The organism is Paenibacillus arenilitoris, assembly GCF_014705655.1.
Lineage (GTDB): Bacteria > Bacillota > Bacilli > Paenibacillales > Paenibacillaceae > Pristimantibacillus > Pristimantibacillus arenilitoris.
Map to the genome: position 1 here is coordinate 54,308 of NZ_JACXIY010000008.1, position 13,989 is coordinate 68,296.

At 55.2% G+C, this 13,989-nt stretch carries 15 protein-coding genes; 11 read left to right on the forward strand and 4 right to left on the reverse strand.

Annotated features, from left to right (window positions below; translation table 11 throughout):
• Positions 1 to 71: 71 nt before the first annotated feature.
• The 3 genes from IDH41_RS06385 (at position 72) to IDH41_RS06395 (ending at position 3,692) form a co-directional block, all read left to right on the forward strand.
• On the forward strand, positions 72 to 1,631 hold the full coding sequence (locus IDH41_RS06385) for an extracellular solute-binding protein (RefSeq protein WP_190859318.1): 1,560 nt from the start codon (positions 72 to 74) through the stop codon (positions 1,629 to 1,631).
• A gap of 95 nt (positions 1,632 to 1,726) precedes the next feature.
• On the forward strand, positions 1,727 to 2,680 hold the full coding sequence (locus IDH41_RS06390; protein WP_190859321.1) for an ABC transporter permease: 954 nt from the start codon (positions 1,727 to 1,729) through the stop codon (positions 2,678 to 2,680).
• A gap of 136 nt (positions 2,681 to 2,816) precedes the next feature.
• Complete coding sequence (locus tag IDH41_RS06395; RefSeq protein ID WP_190859322.1) at positions 2,817 to 3,692, forward strand: carbohydrate ABC transporter permease; 876 nt, start codon at positions 2,817 to 2,819, stop codon at positions 3,690 to 3,692.
• Positions 3,693 to 4,194: 502 nt separating this feature from the next.
• Here the strand turns inward: IDH41_RS06395 and IDH41_RS06400 are convergent.
• Together IDH41_RS06400 and IDH41_RS06405 are read right to left on the reverse strand one after the other, a co-directional pair.
• Positions 4,195 to 4,917, reverse strand: coding sequence for an amino acid ABC transporter ATP-binding protein (locus IDH41_RS06400; protein WP_190859324.1), 723 nt, complete (start codon positions 4,915 to 4,917; stop codon positions 4,195 to 4,197).
• Positions 4,910 to 6,409, reverse strand: a complete 1,500-nt coding sequence (locus IDH41_RS06405) for an ABC transporter substrate-binding protein/permease (protein ID WP_190859326.1) — start codon at positions 6,407 to 6,409, stop codon at positions 4,910 to 4,912. The genes IDH41_RS06400 and IDH41_RS06405 overlap by 8 nt, the downstream gene beginning before the upstream one ends.
• A gap of 259 nt (positions 6,410 to 6,668) precedes the next feature.
• On the opposite strand from IDH41_RS06405, the gene IDH41_RS06410 reads away from it, so the two are divergent.
• The 8 genes from IDH41_RS06410 to IDH41_RS06445 all read left to right on the forward strand — a co-directional run bounded on the left by IDH41_RS06410 (position 6,669) and on the right by IDH41_RS06445 (position 11,692).
• Positions 6,669 to 6,992: a hypothetical protein gene (locus IDH41_RS06410; RefSeq protein ID WP_190859329.1), complete on the forward strand. Its 324-nt coding sequence runs from the start codon at positions 6,669 to 6,671 to the stop codon at positions 6,990 to 6,992.
• Positions 6,962 to 7,786: a membrane protein insertase YidC gene (yidC, locus tag IDH41_RS06415; RefSeq protein WP_190859330.1), complete on the forward strand. Its 825-nt coding sequence runs from the start codon at positions 6,962 to 6,964 to the stop codon at positions 7,784 to 7,786. Before IDH41_RS06410 ends, yidC begins: the two co-directional genes overlap by 31 nt.
• A 22-nt stretch (positions 7,787 to 7,808) precedes the next feature.
• On the forward strand, positions 7,809 to 8,633 hold the full coding sequence (locus IDH41_RS06420; protein ID WP_190859332.1) for a sugar phosphate isomerase/epimerase family protein: 825 nt from the start codon (positions 7,809 to 7,811) through the stop codon (positions 8,631 to 8,633).
• Between the two features lie 209 nt (positions 8,634 to 8,842).
• Positions 8,843 to 9,742, forward strand: a complete 900-nt coding sequence (locus tag IDH41_RS06425) for a LysR family transcriptional regulator (protein ID WP_190859511.1) — start codon at positions 8,843 to 8,845, stop codon at positions 9,740 to 9,742.
• A 129-nt stretch (positions 9,743 to 9,871) separates the two neighbouring features.
• Positions 9,872 to 10,309 (forward strand): rhodanese-like domain-containing protein, encoded by a 438-nt coding sequence (locus IDH41_RS06430; RefSeq protein ID WP_190859334.1) that lies wholly within the window; start codon positions 9,872 to 9,874, stop codon positions 10,307 to 10,309.
• Positions 10,310 to 10,436: 127 nt separating this feature from the next.
• Positions 10,437 to 10,853: a hypothetical protein gene (locus tag IDH41_RS06435; protein ID WP_190859336.1), complete on the forward strand. Its 417-nt coding sequence runs from the start codon at positions 10,437 to 10,439 to the stop codon at positions 10,851 to 10,853.
• Entirely contained in the window at positions 10,846 to 11,067 is a 222-nt protein-coding gene (locus IDH41_RS06440; RefSeq protein ID WP_190859337.1) for a type II toxin-antitoxin system HicA family toxin, read from the forward strand. The genes IDH41_RS06435 and IDH41_RS06440 overlap by 8 nt, the downstream gene beginning before the upstream one ends.
• 319 nt (positions 11,068 to 11,386) lie before the next feature.
• Complete coding sequence (locus IDH41_RS06445; protein ID WP_190859338.1) at positions 11,387 to 11,692, forward strand: hypothetical protein; 306 nt, start codon at positions 11,387 to 11,389, stop codon at positions 11,690 to 11,692.
• A gap of 179 nt (positions 11,693 to 11,871) precedes the next feature.
• Here IDH41_RS06445 and IDH41_RS06450 read toward each other — a convergent pair whose 3' ends face one another.
• Together IDH41_RS06450 and IDH41_RS06455 are read right to left on the reverse strand one after the other, a co-directional pair.
• The gene (locus IDH41_RS06450) at positions 11,872 to 12,675 is read right to left on the reverse strand and encodes an SDR family oxidoreductase (protein WP_223829492.1); all 804 of its coding nucleotides are present in this window, start codon (positions 12,673 to 12,675) and stop codon (positions 11,872 to 11,874) included.
• A gap of 641 nt (positions 12,676 to 13,316) precedes the next feature.
• The gene (locus IDH41_RS06455; protein WP_190859342.1) at positions 13,317 to 13,946 is read right to left on the reverse strand and encodes a hypothetical protein; all 630 of its coding nucleotides are present in this window, start codon (positions 13,944 to 13,946) and stop codon (positions 13,317 to 13,319) included.
• Positions 13,947 to 13,989: the final 43 nt, after the last annotated feature.

The window sequence follows — 13,989 nt, forward strand, 5'->3', positions numbered from 1 at the left end:
TTCGGCACCTTCTCCGGCGGTGTTAGCCTTGAGATGCAGCAACCACAACGATAAATGGAGGTCAACGCGGCATGAACAAAAAATCTTTTTCGATTCTGGTAAGCGTAGTTCTGGCGTTCAGCCTGCTGCTCTCGGCCTGCTCGGGCGGCAGCGGCGGCGCGAACAATAATGCGTCCCCGGCGCCAAGCGACGAAGGCGGCGCGAAGACGGAGGAGACGGCGAAGCCCGAGGAGTCCGCGAAACCGGCGGAAATTACGATCATGCTCCCGCTCAACACCGCGGAAACGCCGCCGGATACGATCAAGAACGAGATCGAGAAGCTGACGAATACGAAGCTGACGTATCAGTTTTTCCCGGCCGACACGTACGAGGAGAAGCTGAATGCGTCCTTCGCCACCGGCTCCTTGCCCGACGTCACCTATTTGAAGAACCAGGCTACGTTCATCCAGATGAAGGAAGCGATCCGCGACGGGCAGTTTTGGGAAATCGGGCCTTACCTGAGCGAGTTCCCGAACCTCGCCAAGCTGAAGGAGGAGATTCTGAACAATACGAAGGTGGACGGCAAGCTGTATTCCCTGTACATCGGACGGCCGCTTGCGCGTCAGGGGATGATCTACCGCAAGGATTGGGCGGATAAGCTCGGCCTTGGCGCTCCGGCGAACGTCGGCGAGCTGTATGCGATGATCGAGAAATTCACGACGGAGGATCCGGACGGCAACGGGCAGGACGATACGGTTGGCCTCGCGGACCGCAACGACCTGATCTACGGGGCGTTCAAGACGGTCGCGGCCTGGTTCGGCACGCCGAACAACTGGGGCGAAGCGGACGGTCGGCTGCAGCCGGAGTTTACGTTCCCGGAATATGTGGAGACGATGGACTTTATCAAAAAAGTGCGCGACGCGAAGGCGATGAACGTCGATTTCGCCGCGACGAGCAAGACCGACCAAGTTAATCTGTTCACGAGCGGCAAGGCCGGCGTGTACATCGGCTCGATGCAGGACGTCAACTCGCTGGTGAAGGATTTGGTCAAAAACGTGCAGGACGCCGTCGTCGACACGCACAGCATGGTGGCGGGGCCGGACGGCCAGCTGGCCACCTGGTCGATCCCGGGCTACAACAACGTCGTCCTGTTCCCGAAATCCGCGGTGAAGGACGAAGCGGAGTTGAAGGGCATTCTCGCCTTCTTCGACAAAATGATGACGCCCGAAGTCGCCAACATGATGTATTGGGGCAAGGAAGGCGTTCATTACACGATTCAAGACGGCAAAGCGAAGGCGGGCGAGGATCAGGAGCTTACGGAGCGCGAGGTGAAGGGCTTCAAGGACAGCGTCATCGGCGAGCCGGAGACGAACGGCATGCTCGAGGGCTTCCACGATCTGCCTGCGCGCATCCACGCGGAGCAGCTCGTCCTCGAGAACGAGAAGATCGCGGTTCCCGACCCTACGGCACCGCTGGACTCGGCCACTTTCACGGAGAAGGGCACGGAGCTTCAGGAAATCATCAAAGACGCGACCTATAAATATATGTACGGCTCGATCGACAAAGCCGGCTTCGACAAGGCGGTCGAGGATTGGAAGAAGCGCGGCGGCGACAAAATTATCGAGGAGTTTAACGCGGCTTACAAGAAGTAGCCGCTAATCCGTCGGAAGCGTTGCAGCCAAGCCGGGCTGGCAGCCGCTCTAAGTGCGGCTGCCGCCCGACACTTCCAGAGGAGGGGAGAACCGAAATGCAGCAAACGGTAGTGCGGCACCGGGTACGGGCGCCGAAGCCTCGAACAAGCGAGCTGAAGAAGCGGCTGTGGCGGAACAGATGGCTTTATGCGATGGTGCTGCCCGGCATTTTGTTTTTCGTTATTTTCAAATACGTCCCGATGTTCGGCCTCGCGATCGCCTTCCAGGACTATAAGCCCTTCAAGGGCGTCGGCGGGAGCGAGTGGGTAGGATTCGATCATTTCGAGCGATTGTTCACGGAGCCCGATTTTCTTATGATTTTGGTCAATACGCTGTTATTATTCGGCATGAACCTGCTTTTCTTTTTTCCGGTTCCGATTATTTTGGCGCTTATGCTGAACGAGGTTCGGCTGTCCTTTTTCAAGCGGACGTTCCAGACGCTCGTCTATTTGCCCCACTTCATGTCGTGGGTCATCATCGTCTCGATCAGCTTCGTCATGCTGACGTCGGACGGGGGTATCGTCAACGAGCTGCTCGTGTACTTTGGCTTCGAAAAAATCAATTTCCTGCTCAGTCCCGAATGGTTCAGACCGATGTACATCCTTCAAGTCATCTGGCGGGAAGCGGGCTGGGGAACGATCATATATTTGGCGGCGATCGCCTCGGTGGACCCTCAGCTGTACGAAGCGGCGCGCATGGACGGGGCAGGGCGATTGCGGCAAGTGTGGCACATTACGCTGCCGGCGATCCGGAGCGTGATCGTCATCCTGCTTATTTTGAAAATCGGCGACGTGCTGGAGCTCGGCTTCGAGCATGTGTATCTGCTGCTGAACTCGATGAACCGCGAGGTGGCGGAAATAATCGACACGTACGTCTACACGGCCGGTCTTAGGCAGGGGCAATTCAGCTACAGCACCGCGATCGGCTTTTTCAAATCGTTCATCGGTCTGCTGCTCGTCATGCTGGCGAACAAGCTGGCCAAGAAGATGGGCGAAGAGGGCGTTTATTAGGGGAAGCCCGCGCTTACGAAGCAGGTTTGCTGCGCAAACCTAGGCTTATGCTTACGAAGCAGGTTTGCTGCGCAAACCTAAGCTTATGCTTACGAAGCAGGTTTGCTCCGCAAACCTTTGAGGAGGTGTGTTCAACATGGTAGAGGACAAAACGCTCGGCGGGCGGCTGTTTGCGATCGTCAACTTCATGCTGCTGGCGGCGATCGCGCTGGTGACGGTGCTTCCGTTCCTGCACGTCGTCGCGGGCTCGTTCACGACCAGCGCGGAGCTGGCGGTCAAAAAATTCATCCTGATCCCGACGATATGGAGCTTCGACGCCTATACGTTTATTTTCTCCACGAATACGATCTTTCGGGCGATGTCGGTGTCGGCGGGCGTGACCGTCTTCGGTACGCTGTTCAGCATGCTGACGACCGCCTTGATGGCGTACGGGCTGTCGCGCAGAGACCTGGACGGCCGCAAGGCGATCATGTTCCTGGTCGTGTTCACGATGCTGTTCAGCGGCGGGCTCATCCCGACCTTCCTCGTCGTGAAGGAGATGGGGATGATCGACACGTACGCCTCGCTCGTCATTCCGTCGGCGATCAGCGCGTTCAACCTGATCATCCTGCGCAACTTCTTCCAGAACATTCCGGAAGGGCTGGAGGAATCGGCCAAAATCGACGGCTGCAGCGACTTCGGCATCCTGTTCCGCATCGTGCTGCCGCTCTCCATGCCGGCGATCGCGACGATCTCGCTGTTCTACGCGGTCACGTATTGGAATACGTACTTAAGCGCGATCCTGTATTTGAACGACAGCGCCAAATGGCCGATCCAGGTGCTTCTGCGGCAGATCGTCGTGCTCGCGAGCGGGCTCGATTACAGCTCCGAGCTCGACGCCGCGGTGCCGCCGCCGGATCAGACGGTGAAGATGGCGGTCATCGTGGTGGCGACGCTGCCGATTCTGCTCGTCTATCCGTTTTTGCAAAAGCATTTTGCCAAAGGCGCGTTAATCGGATCGATCAAAGGGTAATTTTACGCGAGAGCCATATCCGCAGCCCCGTTCGTTTGGTATTCTATGGGAAAACGGATAGGCCGGCGAATCGATCGTCATTCCGGGCGGCGTGAAGCACGGCGTCACGGCAATCGAGGAAAGCGTGCCGCTCGATGCGTTCACGCCGCTAAGGGACGATTTGCTTAATCGGTGACGGCGCCGTGCAAATGGCGTTTGGTTTGCCGATTTTCATGCGGACAATATTTAATTTCAAAAACTGCAACTGAAGGGGAAAGAAAGAGGTTAAGTTAACGTTTAGTTTCAAAATTTGATATTAAATCGGTTAATTGCAAAAGGAGCATCGCGACAAGTCCCGTTTAATTTCAAATAATGAAACTATATCAGGTGTGAGTGAAGGTAGGAGCAATTTAGTTTCATATTTTGAAATTATCATCGCCTTCTCGCCGCTACAAGGTCGTCCAAGCTAAACAGGGCTGTCTCTCAGGTCGCTAACACGGCCTTTTGAGACAGCCCCTGACTTTTAAAGCACTTGTTCCAGAAACCGCGCGGCCCGGTCGCTCTGCGGCTTCGCGAAAAACTGCTCAGGCTTCGTCCGCTCGACCAGCCTGCCGTCGTCCATGAAATAGATCGTATCCGCGGCTTCGCGGGCGAACTTCATCTCATGCGTCACGATCAGCATCGTCATGCCGCCGCCTGCCAGACCGCGAATAACGTTCAGCACTTCCTTCACCATCTCCGGGTCAAGCGCCGAGGTCGGCTCGTCGAACAGCATGATGTCCGGCTCCATCGCGAGGCTGCGGGCGATGGCCACCCGCTGCTTCTGGCCGCCGGACAGACGGGATGGGAAGCTGTCCGCCTTGTCGGACAAGCCGACGCGCGCCAGCAGCTCCTTCGCCCTGGCCTGCGCTTCCGCGAGCGGGATGCCCTTGACCTGAGTCGGAGCGAAGGTGATGTTATCCAGCACGGTCATGTGCGGGAACAGGTGAAAATGCTGGAACACCATGCCGATCCGCTGCCGCACGCGGGCGATATCGGTTTTCGGGTCGGTAATCGCCGTCCCGTCGATCGTAATGGTGCCGGAGGTCGGCGTCTCCAGCAGGTTCAGGCAGCGGAGGAAGGTCGACTTGCCGGAGCCGGAAGGTCCGATGAGCGCGACGACCTCGCCTTTCTCCACGGTGGTGGAGATGCCCTTCAGCACCTCGTTTTTGCCGAAGCTTTTTGTTAAGTCGGTTACGTTAATCACTGCGGCGCAGCCTCCTTTCGAGCATACGGGCGAACGACGTCAAGATGAGCACGAGCACGTAGTAGATGGCCGCGACGAACAGCAGCACCTCGAACGAGCGGAATTCGATGGACCGCACCACGTCGGCGCGCCGCATCAGCTCCGTTACGCCGATGACCGAGACGAGCGACGATTCCTTCAGCAGGGCGACGCATTCGTTCACGAGCGCGGGCAAAATATTGCGCAGCGCCTGCGGGAAAATGATGCGGACCATCATCTTGCGGTACGGCACGCCGAGGGCGATGGCCGCTTCGCGCTGTCCCTTGTCGACGGCCATGATGCCGCCCCGGATCGTCTCGGACAAGTAAGCCGCCGAGTTGAGGCCGAAGGCGAGACCGGCGGCCATCAGCGCCGGGATTTCGTAATGAATCAGCTGCGGCGTCGCGTAATAGATCAGCGTCAGCTGCACGAGCAGCGGCGTGCCGCGGAATACGGACGTATACGCGGTCGCGAACCATTCAAGCGGCTTGATGCCGGAAATTTTGAACAAGGACAGGATCGATCCCCAGATGAGGCCGAACAGCGCCGATACGAGCGTGAAGAGCAGCGTGACGTATACGCCCTTCAGGATGAACGGGATGTAGCCCTTCAGCACGCTGAAATCAATGTTCAGCCCTCGTGCTTCCTTCTCCTCCCCGTCCGGGAACCAGGTTTGAACGATGTCGTCCATCTTGCCGTTTTCGTTCATTTCCGCGAGGATGCCGTTGAAGTCGCCGACGATGGGCGAGTTCTTCGGAAAAGCGATCGCGTAGCCGTTCTCGTCGGATTCGGCGGGCAGGAAGTTCATGACGAGCCCCGGATTGGCGCTCGTCATCTCGATCGCGACCGCGTCTTCGACGATGGCCGCGTCGATCCGGCCGGAATTGAGCTCCTGGATCAGGTCGGGGATTTTGTTCAGCTTCTTCAGCTCGGCGCCTTCGATCGTCTCCGCGAACAGGTCCTGCGTCGAGCCGAGCTGGGCCCCGACCCGCTTGCCGGACAGCGATTCCAGTGTCGCAAGCGGCGCGTCCTTCTTGGATACGATCGTATTGCGGGCGACGTAATAGATGTCGGAGAAGTCGACGTTCTGCCTGCGTTCGTCCGTAGCGGACATGGCGGACATGACAAAGTCGACGCGGCCGGTCTGAAGAGCGGCGATCAGACCGTTGAAGTCCATGCTCGCGATTTCCAGTTCATAACCGAGCCGGCCGGTGATATACTTGGCTATATCGATATCCATGCCGACGATTTCGCCGTTGTTCTTGGCGTCTACGTTCTCATAGGGCGGATAATCGGGCGAGGTGCCCATCACGAGCTTTTTCTTCTCCCCGGCGGCCGGAGCGGCGTCTTCGCCTTCGGCGCTAACGGCGCTTAAGCCGGCCGTGCCCGAAGGAAGCGCGGGCCCGATGCCCAGGAGCAGAACGACGGCCGCGATAAGCGAGAAAAAGATGGGTAGCAGCTTTTTTCTGTTCATGGTGTCCTCTTTCTTCGATGATTTTCGGTGCGACCTAGAAATTATAGGCGCTGGCCCGCCCGTTGTAAATGATCGGATCGGACGGGTTTACGACTAGATAATTGTAAGGAACAAGCCGTTCGAAATGAACTGGTAATTAGTGTTATAGTATCCATAACGGCAAAATCTATTTTGCGGCAGGTTGCGGTCAAAGCGGCGAAACGCGCCGTGCGCGCGCCCCGTATAACAAGCCAACGACGCGCGAAGGGAGGTGAATGCATTGTTCGAGCTCGAGCTGCACGACGTCATTCCTTATTTACTCTCGATCAGCCTGCTTTATACATTGGCCTACGCCTACGCGACGTACGTGCAGGACGGCCATCTTGATTTATGGGAACGCAGTCCGGTGTCCGAAGTCTTATTCGCGTCGCTGCCCCTGACGCTTGTCCGCGCCGTTCCGATCCGCCACTGGCTGGCCCGGAGGGTGAAGCGCAAGGAGTCGCCCGATGACGACGCCGCGGATTGCCGCTCCTCGTTTGTTGACGACATTTCAAACAAACGAGGAGGATCTCGATGCGTTGGAACAATGTATTCCCTACTTTAACGGCGAACCGTCTTATCCTGGCCGCTGCGATGCTGGCAGGGCTTCTGCTTGTTAGCGGCTGCGGGACGCAGGCGGGCACGATCGACGGCGATACGCCGGGTTTTTTCAACCACTATGTCATTTATCCGCTGTCCGCGGCGCTGCAGTACTTGGCCGGGCTGTTCCAAGGCAGCTACGGACTCGCGATTGTCGGCATCACGCTCATCATCCGTCTGGCCTTGCTGCCGCTTATGATGCGCCAGTACCGCTCGCAGTCGCGGATGCGCGAGAAGATGGCGGCCATGCAGCCGGAGCTGAAGCAGCTTCAGGAGAAGTACAAAGGGAAGACGGATGCCGAATCGAAGCAGAAGCTTCAGCAGGAGACGCTGCAGCTGTACCAGAAGCATCAGGTTAATCCGCTGGCGATGGGCTGCCTGCCGATGCTCATTCAAATGCCGATTCTGATGGGTTTGTATTCGGCGATCCGGATGACGCCGGAGCTGGCGGAACATTCGTTCCTCTGGTTCAAGCTCGGCTCGCCGGATATCGTGCTGCCGATCGTCGCGGCGCTCGTCTATTTCGTCCAGTTCAAGGTGTCGCAGACGACGCAGCCGGGCACGAGCGAGGCGCAGCAGAAGCAGCTGGCGTTCATGGGCTACCTGTCGCCGATCCTGATGGGCGTGTTCGCGCTGTCGGCTCCGGCGGCGATCTCGCTGTATTGGGTGACGGGCGGGCTGTTCATGATCGCGCAGTCGTATTTGGCGAAGAAAGCGTACGCCCCGAAGGCGGATGTCGCGCTGGAGGGCGGCGCGTAGAACAAAGGAGACGATCAATCGGATGTCTGTCGGCGTATTGGCTCATTTATTCGGAAGCTTGCCCTATAAGGAGCTTCCCGCAAAGGTGGCGGCGAGCGGCTTCACCCATGTGCAGCTTGCGCTGTGGAAGGCGATCGGCGATATCGATTTCAGCGAGCCGGGCAACCTGAGCCCTGGGCTGGCCGGCGCGGTCGGCGAGCAGTTCGACAAGAACGGCGTCGCGATCTCGGTGCTCGGCTGCTATGTGCACCTGTTCGACCGCGACGAGGCGCAGCGCCGCCGGAACGTGGCGCGCTTCAAGGAACTGCTGCGCTACGCGCGCGACTTCGGGGCGCCGATGGTAGCCGCGGAGACGGGCCGGCACGGGGACGGCGTCTATACGGACCGAGACTGGGCCGTCATGAAGGCGACGCTCGAGGAGCTCGCGGAGGAAGCGGAGAAGCGGGGCGTATTCGTCGGGCTGGAAGCGGCGCAGGGCCATCTGGTCGGCACCGCCTCCGAGCTGGCCCGAATGCTGGAGGAGGTGCCGTCCCCGAACGTCGGCGTCGTCATCGACCCCGGCAACCTGCTGACGGCGGACAATTTCGCCCGGCAGAACGAAGTGATCGAGGAGGCGTTCGCGCTGCTCGGCAGCCGCGTTATCGCCGCGCACGCGAAGGACCGGATGCCGCTTGCGGACGGATCGCTCGGAACGGCGACGGCCGGGCTGGGCGCGATGAATTACGAGCTGTACATGAAGCTTCTTAACCGATACAAGCCGCATGTGCATATCATTATGGAGGAAGCGAAGGAGCATCAGATGGCGCAGTCGAAGGCGTACATCGAGGGCATTCGCGGCCGCGTATAGCAAGCGGAGATAAACGGCAGCCCCGCGGGAATTTCGGGGTTGCCGTTTTTTTGCCATGCTCCCATAATGGAACATATTGATCAATGCGATTCGGGGAAAGTCCGATGAGGATCGGAATGGCCGCAAGCGACGATCCGGATGCCGGAGCTTGGGATGCTGCGCTCGGGAAGGCTGCCGGCATTCGATTGATCAGAGAAGGGGATGAACCGATGGAGCTGACCTATTTGCAGACGTTCCGCGAAATCGTGAAATGGGGGAGCTACACGCGCGCGGCCGAGCAGCTCGGCTATGCCCAATCGAGCGTGACGACGCAAATCCAGCGGCTGGAGGCGTCGTACGGCGCGGTGCTGTTCGAGCGGTACGGCCGAACGATGAGGCTGACGATGGCGGGGGAAGCGCTGCTGCCGTATGCCAGCGAGATGCTCCGGCTGCATGCGGAATCGAAGGAGGTCGTGTCGAAGCAGTCGGCGGGCGCCTTGACGATCGGCACGATCGAGACGCTGGCCGCTTTTTTCCTGCCGCCGTACCTGCAAGCCTACCGCCGGGATTATCCCGAGATGAAGGTGAATTTGCAGCCGGGTAACGAGCCGTTCATTATCGAGGCGGTGAAGGAGGGGACGATGGACGTCGGGCTGATCCTCGATCCGCCGCTTGCGGACCCCGAGCTGCATACTGTTGTAGTGCGGAAGGAGGAGCTGGTCATCGCGGCGCATCCCGATCATCGGCTGGGCGGCCTTGCGGCGGCACAGGTACGGGATTTGGCCGGCGAATCGCTGATTCTGACCGAAGAGGGCTGCACGTACAGGGCCATGCTGCTTCGGGCGTTGAAGGAGGAGGGGGTCGAGCATCAGTTATCGTACGAGTTCGGCAATCTGGAGGCGATCAAGCAGTGCGTCGTCTACGGACTTGGGGTCGCCCTGCTGCCGCGCATCGTCGTGGAGGAGGAGCTTCGGAACGGGCGATTGAAGGCGGTGCCGTTCTCGCATCCGTCATGCGAGTTCTACACGCAGCTTATTTATTCTCGCAAAAAGTGGATGTCGGCCGCCTTCCGAGACTTCATCGCGCTGATGAGAGGCGGGCGGGGCGAAGCATCCAAGATGCACGAGTAAGGCAAAGCATCAAAATAACCGATGGATGCAATCGAAAACGTTCGATAACTCCGATAGTGGGTGATATGGTACATTTTATTCAAGCAGTCCGCTGCCGATAAACGGTCATCCCCATAGGAGGAATTGGAAATGGAAAATCAAACTTACTCATCTTTAGTACTCGAAATACCCGCGGCTTCGCCGGAGGCCGCTCATCGCCATTATATAAACAAGCTGTCGGTGGAAACGGACGTGGCCGACGTGCGGCTCGATCTGGAACGCGGCGCGGCCGACTTCCTGCTCATCGACGTCCGGTCGGCGAAGGCTTACGAGGAGTGCCATATTCCGGGGGCGATCTGCCTGCCGCATCGGATGATGACGGAAGAGACGACGGCGGCGTTCCCGAAGGACAAAGCGATCGTCGTCTACTGCTGGGGCCCGGCCTGCAACGGAGGCGCCCGCGGCGCGGCGAACCTGTCCGGCCTCGGCTTCCGGGTGAAGGAGATGCTCGGCGGCATCGAGTACTGGCGCCGCGAGGGCGGGCCGGTCGAAGGCACGCTCGGGGCGGATGCTCCGATTGTGGGGTAAACGCAATTAAAGACATCATGCGATGTCTTTTTTCTTTGCATCAGTATCTTTCGGATTTTGTATGTATATACTACATAGTGTACATTCTGTACAGATTGCGGTAGTATGGAGGTGAGGAGGGGTGAATATGCAAACCGTATTGAACGCTACGGATGTACGAGCAAACTTCGGCGGATTCATTGATACGATCGTCAGAGAGAAGCCTCAAGCCATTAAACGCAACAGAGACGTCATTATGGCATTCTCCAAGCAGCAAATGAAAGAGTTATTGTCGATTTATGAATTAACGTTTGAATTTGAACAAGACGATGATGGTCGATATGCGGGTTCCATAGAGCAAATCGAGGATATTGTTGCGGACGGTTCGACATTGGATGATCTCAGGATGGAGCTGGCACGCCAATTAACGGAGTATGCCATTGATTATGAGAACAATTACGCTCGATACTACAATACACCTAACCGTCATAAGCATGCCCCTTATGTTTTGCGCGTTCTTCTGGAAGACGATCTCGAATCGGTTGCACAAATGTTCCATGCCTAGTTGGAGTGATCTGGAAAACTTCTTAAGGCGTGACGGGTGGATTATGGTGCGACAGAATGGCCGGGATAAAATTTATGAAAAAACGCTGCCCGAGGGTGAAGTGCTTCGAACAGCGGTATCAAAAGGAACGGGTGAAATCGGAAAAGGATTATTCAATCGGATACTAAAACAGCAATTGCGTATAGACAAGGAATATTTTAATTCAAAGAAATGATTATGTGACGTTGCTCAGGGACATCGACTATATCCACATCAGTAGAAGTTTTTGTGGCATTGTTTTTGGGCAGTGAAAAAGTATTTATCTGAGGAGTACGAGGAGGATATCGAATTTTATCCTGAGCCGGATATTGGTGATTTACAGAGAGCCCTTATTCATCTTTCGATTAGACTGCAAAAAAGAATAGTATTATTCTTTGATGATGCCGCACATATCGGGCGTGAAACATCTCTTCAGGAGCTCTTTGATATATTCCGTACTTTATCGTCTAATTCAATTTCATGTAAAGCTACTATTTATCCAGGTGTTACTCAATTTGGTGCTAGGTAGAGCAGTAACAGGAAATGTGCGTGCATTTATTTCTGCATGTAATACTCTTGTCTCTTATGTTGGTTCTGATTCTAATCTTACACTGTTATCATTAGAAAATACTTTGAAGTCCCTTTCAACAGAATATTACTGGCCGTTGCTTGATGAATTAGAGCCTAAGTTAGGTCGATATGAACCATTAGTTAAACCAGCTAGAGAAGTAGCTGAATTTATTTACGAGTCCGTAGTTACTGATATGACGTTGCCTAATTATGGGCCTTCATGTTTAATACACAGGGATCTTTGGATGTAACAGCTAAGTTTGTTGTAACCTAATATAACGCAGTGGCGAATGGTGGATTTACAGATCCACGGTTCGCCAACAAAATGTAATTCACAACCGTAATAGGTTGTGGATTCAGACTGTCGAGACTTTCTCGACAGTCTGAAAGACATCGATGCGATGTCTTTTTTTGTTGTTGGGTTACTTCATCATAATCCAAGATATTCTCCGCCGTTAACATGGATGGTCTGACCGATAACGAAGGAGGAATCGTCCGATGCCAAATATAAATACAGCGGCGCAATTTCAAACGGCTGGGCCGCTCTTCTTATCGGTACAGGGGGGGCGAACGTCCCGAGAAACCTATACATTTCGGGAGGAAACGTCGCGGCAATCAAGGGGGTCCATGTTCGGCCGGGCGCAACCGCGTTCACCCGGATGCCTCGTTTGATTAGGGTAATCGCCAATGATCGGGATAAGGAGTTGATCGCTCCTTTGCTTGCCGAATAAACCGCGAACCCTTCATATCCTTCATCGGATGCAATCGAGCTGGTATTAATAATGACGCTGCCCGGCCGTAAGTGGGGGACCGCTGCTTTTACAAAATAAAAGCAGGAGAAAATATTCGTTCGAAACGTACGCTCTAATTGATCGGCGGATACTTGGGTGATGTCCGGTTGATAAAACAGGATTGCCGCGTTATTGATCAAGATATCGATCTTTCCGAATTCGGATAAGGTGAGCCGGACGGCTTGCCGACAAAACTCCTCGTTGCCAATATCCCCGGCGATTGTTAGGCATCGGCGGCCCAGCTGCCGGATTCTTTCTTGCGTTTCCGCTGCATCTGCGTGCTCGTTAAGATACACCGCCGCGATATCCGCGCCTTCACGGGCAAACAAATACGCGATCGCGCGTCCGATTCCGCTGTCCCCTCCCGTAATAAGAGCCGCTTTATTTTGGAGCTTTCCCGAAGCGGTTCGGCCGGGCTGCTCCGACACCGGTCGCGGATGCATCAGATACTCCAATCCCGGTTGGCCGGGCTGAAATTGCAGCGGAAACTCGACGGGGACATTCTCGCATTTGGTCACGAAAGGGTAATGGGCATACACCTGAATCCCCCATTTCAGTGTTGGTTACATTCAAGTTATTCATTCTGGCGAAATGGGTGACTGCCCAGATAGCGATTGAGAAAGCGGTAAACCGCGATAAGGATCATGCCGTAAATCGGATATGTGGGAATAGACCAATACAATTTCCATCCCGGGCTATAATCCAAAAAGCCGAATTGCAGGGAAAGCCATTCATAAAAAATCGCTACGCATGTCCACCCTGCAAGATATAGAAGAAGATTAATTCCGCGAACCGTCCATTTATCGTAATAATATAAAAAAAAGAACGCAAAGGGCGTATATAAAAATACGTGTGCGTATGCCCCCATTATTTCGTAGGTTTCATTGTCAAGACATTCGTAAAGTCGAAAAGGAGTCGCAGCTAAAGAATAATCGATCGTCGCGATGAAAGTTACATTGTATATCAAGAGAAAGACGATCGTCAGGGGCCTGAAATGCTTTCGAATCATAAGGAAGCAGGACATGAAAAGGATGGAGCATATAACGACATACCATTCGTTTCCATCGAACTTGAAATTCATCGGTTACATTCGCCTCCGGAATAAAGCTAAACGGGTCATGTACATAACTCCAATCAACGCACCGTTATGGAACAACCAGAATGCGGCAGACCACCCTATTTTTAACCAGACGTGAACGAATACCCCCATTATACTGGATAGCCATTCAACGCTTGTCGCCGCTGCCGCCCAACCCAGAAAATAGATGACTTTCGTACCTCTGCTTTTTATTGCGCAGTACCCGTTGAGAAACAGCAGCGAAATAACGGGATACAGCATGATTCGGTTGAGCAGATGGGCGAATGCGGGACTCCATTCATCCGGAACGATTGAGCTTTTGATATTCATGGTTTGGATCGCGGAATAATTCTGGAAGATGAGGGAACTGAGACACCAGTAGAGGAAAATCTCAACCGGATGAAGCCGCTTCCTGCGGATTGTAAAGAAAACGATTGTAATCCCCACATTGACAAGGAGGAAAAAAATAAATTCCATCGGCCCTTCATCTCCTTCGCAACGCCAGTAAAATAACTCTATCTCATTAATATTTGTGCTTAGATGGGGAGTTATTCGGATTGGCTGGGCAGCTTCTGAATCATCAATAAGTGCTCTTCGCCGCGAAAATGATCGGAGATCCCGCCAGCCTTTCGGCACGCCGCCTCCTTTATGACGAATTCGTAACCCGCAACCCGCTTTC

What these genes read in the sequence shown, in the direction of transcription:
- IDH41_RS06425 (WP_190859511.1), top strand. Translation starts at nt 8,843, where the DNA reads ATGGAGCTGACCTATTTGCAGACGTTCCGCGAAATCGTGAAATGGGGG.
- IDH41_RS06395 (WP_190859322.1), top strand. Translation starts at nt 2,817, where the DNA reads ATGGTAGAGGACAAAACGCTCGGCGGGCGGCTGTTTGCGATCGTCAAC.
- IDH41_RS06430 (WP_190859334.1), top strand. Translation starts at nt 9,872, where the DNA reads ATGGAAAATCAAACTTACTCATCTTTAGTACTCGAAATACCCGCGGCT.
- IDH41_RS06450 (WP_223829492.1), bottom strand. Translation starts at nt 12,675, where the DNA reads ATGCATCCGCGACCGGTGTCGGAGCAGCCCGGCCGAACCGCTTCGGGA.
- yidC (WP_190859330.1), top strand. Translation starts at nt 6,962, where the DNA reads ATGCGTTGGAACAATGTATTCCCTACTTTAACGGCGAACCGTCTTATC.
- IDH41_RS06440 (WP_190859337.1), top strand. Translation starts at nt 10,846, where the DNA reads ATGCCTAGTTGGAGTGATCTGGAAAACTTCTTAAGGCGTGACGGGTGG.
- IDH41_RS06405 (WP_190859326.1), bottom strand. Translation starts at nt 6,409, where the DNA reads ATGAACAGAAAAAAGCTGCTACCCATCTTTTTCTCGCTTATCGCGGCC.
- IDH41_RS06390 (WP_190859321.1), top strand. Translation starts at nt 1,727, where the DNA reads ATGCAGCAAACGGTAGTGCGGCACCGGGTACGGGCGCCGAAGCCTCGA.
- IDH41_RS06435 (WP_190859336.1), top strand. Translation starts at nt 10,437, where the DNA reads ATGCAAACCGTATTGAACGCTACGGATGTACGAGCAAACTTCGGCGGA.
- IDH41_RS06385 (WP_190859318.1), top strand. Translation starts at nt 72, where the DNA reads ATGAACAAAAAATCTTTTTCGATTCTGGTAAGCGTAGTTCTGGCGTTC.
- IDH41_RS06420 (WP_190859332.1), top strand. Translation starts at nt 7,809, where the DNA reads ATGTCTGTCGGCGTATTGGCTCATTTATTCGGAAGCTTGCCCTATAAG.